This is a genomic window from Nocardioides sp. P5_C9_2, assembly GCF_054049555.1.
This window is the reverse complement of sequence record NZ_JBFUMD010000220.1, coordinates 1-6,059: the sequence shown is the minus strand read 5'-3', so window position 1 is coordinate 6,059 and position 6,059 is coordinate 1. Positions and strand designations below refer to the sequence as shown.

Here is a 6,059-nt window from a genome sequence, read left to right as displayed (position 1 = left end):
GCAGAGCCCGTCGAGGTCGAGGGAGCCGAGCACCGCCGACAGCTCCTCGCACCGGTCGACCAGGCCGGTGTCGCCGGCCAGGCGGAGCGCCTCGCCGAGCCGGGCGACCTGGAAGGCCACCGACCGGGGGTTGCCCGGGTCGAGCAGCAGCAGGGAGGTCGCCGAGTGCAGCGGCCAGGCCGGTCCCTCGCCCGACGTCGTCCGGCGGCGGTGGGTGATGATGCTCTCGCTCGCCTCGAGCACGGACTCGGTCACCTGCCCGTCGATGACCGGCGGTCGCTCGGAGACCAGCGTCGCCCGCAGCAGCGCCACGGTGAGCTGGGCGCGCTCCACACGGATGCCGCCGTCCAGGAACCCCCACGTCTGGTCGCGGACCATGCTCTCGTGCACGACGCCCGCGACCGCGAGCAGCGACTCGAGCACGTTGTCGAGCTGCGGGCGCAGCTGGGCGCGGGGGGACGGTGCGCGCTCGAGGGTCCGGTCGAGCCGGCTGAGGATGTGCCAGATGTCCTGCGACAGCTGGTCGCGGACGCTCTCGGCCGCCACCACGAGGCGGTGGCAGGCGTGCGCGACCGTCCCCGGACGGGCGGCACCACCCACCATGGCGCGCAGGTGGTCGACGGGTCCCTGGCCCTCGAGGGGCGGCACACCGGTCACGGCGGAGGCCGCCTGGACCATCACCTCCATGGTCATGGCGCCGGGCGTCCCTGGCCGCCCGCCGTGGTCCTCGGCGAGGTCGTCGGCGACCCGCAGCAGCCGCGCGGTGCCCTCGGCCCGCTCGGCGTACCGGCCCACCCAGTAGAGGTTGTCGGCGACGCGAGGGGAGATCGCCACCCGGCGCTGGAGGCGCACGGGGGCGGGCCGGGCCTCGGGCGTGGTGGCGTCCCAGCCGCGGCCGGCGGGGTCGTCGGACAGCACCCAGACGTCCTTGGCGAGCGCCCCGCTCATGCTGGAGACCAGCGAGGACGAGGCGTCGGTGTTGGTGCGCGCCAGGCCGCCGGGCATGACGTGGTGCCGCTCGGTGTCGGTGACGCCGAAGGTACGCAGCACGAGCCGACCCGGCGTGAGCCCACCCGGGGTCACCACGGGCGCCGTGGACATCGACACCGGCTCCTGGCCGACCCACGCCCACGGCTGCGCCTCGACCTCTCGGCGCAGGTCGTCGCGAGCCGCGGCGTCCAGCGTCCAGCCGAAGCGCGCCGACAGGACCGGCCCCCGGGCGACGGGCTTGACGACGAGACGTCCGAGGTTGGCCAGCACGTGCGAGCGGGCCACGGCGTCGCCGCACCACCAGGTGCTCGCGGAGGGCAGGAGCAGGTCCTCGCCGAGCATCCGTTGGGCCACCTCGGGGAGGAAGGCCCCCAGGCCGGCGTTCTCCAGCACGCCCGCACCCAGCGGGTTGGCCAGCCGCACCGCACCGCGGCGGGTCGCCTCGACGAGCCCGGCGATGCCGAGCTGGGAGTCGGGACGCAGCTCGAGCGGGTCGCAGTAGTCGGCGTCGACGCGGCGCAGCACCACGTCGACCTCCTCGGTCCGGGTGGCGCTGCGGATCCAGAGCCGGCCGTCGCGGACGTTGAGGTCGTCGGCCTCGACCAGCGGGAAGCCCAGCAGGGTCGCCAGGAAGCCCTGGTCGTACGCCGTCTCGGAGCCGGAGCCGGGGGAGAGCAGCACGACCCGCGGCACGTCGACGTCGACGGGGGCGGCCCTGCCCAGGGCGGTCGCCATCGTGTGGAACCACCCGCGCAGCCGGGCCAGCGAGGCGTGGCGGTGCACGTCGGCGAGGACCCGGCTGGTGACCCGCCGGTTGGCCATCGCGTAGCCGGCCCCCGAGGGAGCGGCGGTCTTGTCGGCCATCACCGTCCAGCGCCCGTCGGCGCCGCGGGCGAGGTCGGTGGCACCCATGACCAGGCGCTGGCCGGCGATGTGGTCCGCGCTGCGGACGAAGTCGGGATGTCCCAGCACGACGGCGGCGGGGACGACGCGGTCCGCCAGCAGCCGCCGCGCGCCGTACAGGTCCTCGAGGACCAGCTGCAGGAGCTCGGCCCGCTGGTGCAGACCCCGCTCCAGGGCTGCCCACTCCGCGCTGCCGATCACGACCGGCAGCGGGTCGATCACCCAGCTCCGGCCGCGGTCGACCTGGTCGGTCAGCCCGCCGTAGCGGATGCCGTCGTCCTCGACGAGGCGCCGCGACTCGGCGCGGGCCTCGAGCAGCCCGGTCAGTCCCCACGACTCGACGGCGGAGGTCACCAGCTCCTGCTCGGGCCGCACCGCGGAGCCGTCGTACCACTCGTCCACACCGTCGAGCCCGCGGACGCGGGAGCGGTATGCCTCGAGCGTCCCCTCCGGCGGGTCGGGTGCGGAGGCGGTCACCCGAGCACCCTAGCGAGCACGACGGCGGGGGTGCCCGATCTGTGGCAGGCTCACGGCCGTGGTGACCGAGCAGGAGACGGGCAACCGGACCGACGACGCCCAGGTGCGGCTGCTCGGGCCCGACGACCGCGACCAGTTCCTCGCGCTGGCGGGCCGCGACCCCGTGGTCAACGTCTTCGCCGACTACCGCGCCAGGGTGACCAACCTCGATCCGCGCTGGCTCGGCGGCGAGGTGTGGGGGCGCTTCCGCGGCTCCACCCTGGTGGCCGGCTGCCACATGGGCGCCAACCTCGTCCCGGTCGAGTGCACGGCCGACGACATGGCGGCCTTCGCCGACCGGGCGATGTCGCGGGTCCGCTCGACGGCGACCATCGTGGGTCCCCACGAGCCGGTGGCGGCGTTCTGGGACGTCGTCGGCGACCGGTGGGGCACCCCCCGCGAGGCGCGCTGGCGCCAGCCGCACCTCCAGATCAGTGACGAACCGGCGGTGCGTCCCGACCCGCTCGTGCGCCCCACGACCCGCGAGGACCTCGCGGCGCTGTACCCGGCGTGCGTGGCGATGTACACCGAGGAGGTGGGTGTCTCGCCGGAGGCCGGCGGGGGCCGGGACCACTACCGGGCCCGGGTCCAGCAGCTCATCTCCCGCGGCTGGTCGTTCGCCCGCTTCGACGAGCAGGGCCGGGTCGCCTTCAAGGCCGAGGTCGCCTGCGCGACGCCGTACGCCGCGCAGGTCCAGGGCGTCTACGTCCATCCCGACCACCGCGGCCGGGGGCTCTCGGTCGCCGGGATGGCCGCCGTCGTGCAGCTGGTCCGCCAGCGGATCGCGCCGACCGTCTCGCTCTACGTCAACGAGTGGAACTCCCCGGCCCGGGCGGCCTACGCCCGGGTCGGCTTCACCGAGTCGGCACGGTTCTCCACCCTGATGTTCTGAGGCCCCTCGTGCGTCAGCCGGCCGTCCGCAGCACCAGGGCGGGTCCGGGGTCCGTCGCGTTCTCGCACGCCGCGAGGGTGCAGCGCACGGTCGCGTGCTCCGTGCCGTTGGTGTCGAGCAGCACGGTGTCCGCGTCCTCCCACCCGATCGCGCCGAACCACTGCCCGGCGTCGTAGCGCGCGAGCCCGGCGCCCCGCACGGTGCGCAGCGTCACCCGGCTGGGACCGACCCCGTCGCTGAGGATGTGCACCGTGGCGATGGCGGTGCCGTCGGGGTTCACGCTCTCGACCCGCTCCGAGCACGACCGCCACAGCGTCCGCCCGGGCCGGGAGAGACGGCTCAGCACCGTGCAGCCGTCCAGGTAGGGGTCGGCGGTGTAGGTCGCGAGGAGGTCGTGCTCCAGGTCGGCGATCCCCGCGAAGCGGCGCGTGACCAGGTGCGTGCGACCGGTGCGCAGGTCCCACCAGAAGGTGCCGCGCTCGTAGGTGCTCAGCAGCACCCGCCGTCCCTCCATGMCCAGGACGCTCGGGTGGTCGGGGAAACCGCGCTCCTCCACGAGGCGGCCGCTGCGCGCCGAGTGGACGCTCACCGGGGAGCTGCGACGGCTGCCGTTGCGCAGCCTCACCAGCCTCCTGCCGTCCACGGAGACCGTGATGCTCCACGGGCTGGCCCTCAGCAGGGGCTTCATGGTGTCGTCGGGGCGCAGCCGCAGCACGCGGTAGGGGCCGAGGCCGTCCTTGCCGGACGTGCCGAGGATGAACGCGCGGCCCGAGCGGCCGAGCAGGGTGACCCGCTCGGCGTCGATCTCGACCCTCCGGTCGCCGTCGACGAAGGTCGTCCCGTCGAGGTGGGGGACCGTGATGTCGGGCCCTCGGGACAGGTCCGCGGGGTCGAGCTCGGTGGTGGGCACGGCGGCGCCGGCGGGCACCACGGCCAGCAGTGCCCCCGCCGTACCGGCGGCGATGGTGCGGGTCAGGGCTCGGAGCCTGCGCGGCATGGTCTCTCCCGGGTGCGTGATGGTCTCTCGGCAGGGAGACGCGCGCGCCGGGCATCCGGTTGCAGCAATCTGGTTCGCGGTGCGGGGAGCGGCGCCAGTAGCCTTCGGCCCATGATCCTCCGGATGTCGAGCCTGTTCGTCCGCACGCTTCGAGACGACCCCAACGACGCGGAGGTCCCGAGCCACCGGCTGCTGGTGCGGGCAGGCTACATCCGCCGCGCCGCCCCCGGCATCTACACCTGGCTGCCGCTGGGCCTGCGGGTGCTGCGCAAGATCGAGAACATCATCCGCGACGAGATGGACGGCATCGGCGCCCAGGAGCTGCTGTTCCCCGCGCTGCTGCCCAAGGAGCCCTACGAGGCGAGCGGTCGCTGGACCGAGTACGGCGACAACATCTTCCGCCTCCAGGACCGCAAGGGCTCGGACTACCTCCTCGGCCCCACGCACGAGGAGATGTTCACCCTCGTCGTCAAGGACCTCTACAGCTCCTACAAGGACCTGCCGCTCTCGATCTACCAGATCCAGACCAAGTACCGCGACGAGGCGCGTCCCCGTGCCGGCCTGCTGCGCGGTCGCGAGTTCGTCATGAAGGACTCGTACTCGTTCGACATCGACGACGCCGGGCTCGAGGCGTCGTACCAGCGGCACCGGGAGGCCTACGTCCGGATCTTCGACCGGCTCGGCTTCGAGTACGTCATCGTCAAGGCCACCTCCGGTGCGATGGGCGGCTCGGCGAGCGAGGAGTTCCTCGCCAAGGCCCAGGTCGGCGAGGACACCTACGTCCGCTGCACGCACTGCGACTACGCGGCCAACGTCGAGGCCGTCGCGGTCCGCCCGCCGGACACGATCGCGTACGACGACGCTCCYGCGGCGCACGCGGAGCAGACCCCCGACACCCCGACCATCGACACGCTCGTCGACCACCTCAACGCGGCGTACCCCCGCGACGATCGCCCCTGGGCGGCCGGCGACACCCTCAAGAACGTCCTGGTGGTCCTCAAGCACCCCGACGGCACCCACGAGCCGCTCGCCATCGGCGTGCCCGGGGACCGCGAGGTCGACCAGAAGCGCCTCGAGGGCCAGCTCGAGCCGATCGAGGTCGCGGCCATGGACGAGGCCGAGCTGGCGAAGCACCCGGCGCTCGTCAAGGGCTACATCGGCCCCGAGGCCCTCGGCGAGGACTCCGCGTCCGGCATCCGCTACCTCGTGGACCCCCGCGTGGTCGAGGGCACCCGCTGGGTGTCCGGCGCCAACACCCCCGGCTCGCACGTGATCGACCTCGTGGCCGGCCGCGACTTCACGCCCGACGGCACCATCGAGGCCGCCGACGTCCGCGACGGCGACACCTGCCCGAACTGCACCGAGGGCACCCTCGAGTCGGCCCGCGGCGTCGAGATGGGCCACATCTTCCAGCTCGGTCGCAAGTACGCCGAGGCGCTGGACCTGAAGGTCCTCGACGAGAACGGCAAGCTCGTCACGGTCACCATGGGCTCCTACGGCATCGGCCCCTCGCGCGCCGTCGCAGCGATCGCCGAGGGCACCCTCGACGACAGCGGCCTGTGCTGGCCGCGCGACGTCGCGCCGGTCGACGTCCACGTCGTGGCCGCCGGCAAGGACCCGGCGATCTTCGCCGCCGCCGAGGAGCTCGCCGCAGCCCTGTCCGCGCAGCGGATCGACGTCCTGTACGACGACCGCACCGGCAAGGTGAGCCCGGGCGTGAAGTTCAAGGACGCCGAGCTCATCGGGGTGCCCACCATCGTC

4 protein-coding genes are annotated in these 6,059 nt (G+C 73.8%); 2 read left to right on the top strand and 2 right to left on the bottom strand.

Annotated features, from left to right (window positions below):
* The coding region (locus ACXJKL_RS12165; RefSeq protein WP_457207309.1) for a circularly permuted type 2 ATP-grasp protein at window positions 1-2,370 on the bottom strand (2,370 nt) is incomplete at its 3' end.
* A gap of 58 nt (window positions 2,371-2,428) precedes the next feature.
* Here ACXJKL_RS12165 and ACXJKL_RS12160 point away from each other — a divergent pair.
* The gene (locus ACXJKL_RS12160; RefSeq protein ID WP_457207308.1) at window positions 2,429-3,301 is read left to right on the top strand and encodes a GNAT family N-acetyltransferase; all 873 of its coding nucleotides are present in this window, start codon (window positions 2,429-2,431) and stop codon (window positions 3,299-3,301) included.
* A gap of 13 nt (window positions 3,302-3,314) precedes the next feature.
* On the opposite strand, the gene ACXJKL_RS12155 is transcribed toward ACXJKL_RS12160, so the two are convergent.
* Window positions 3,315-4,298 carry a hypothetical protein gene (locus tag ACXJKL_RS12155; protein ID WP_457207307.1) on the bottom strand — a complete coding sequence of 328 codons (984 nt, stop codon included), beginning with the start codon at window positions 4,296-4,298 and terminating at the stop codon, window positions 3,315-3,317.
* Between the two features lie 111 nt (window positions 4,299-4,409).
* Here ACXJKL_RS12155 and ACXJKL_RS12150 point away from each other — a divergent pair.
* A partial coding sequence (locus ACXJKL_RS12150; RefSeq protein ID WP_457207306.1) for a proline--tRNA ligase occupies window positions 4,410-6,059 on the top strand: 1,650 nt, incomplete at its 3' end.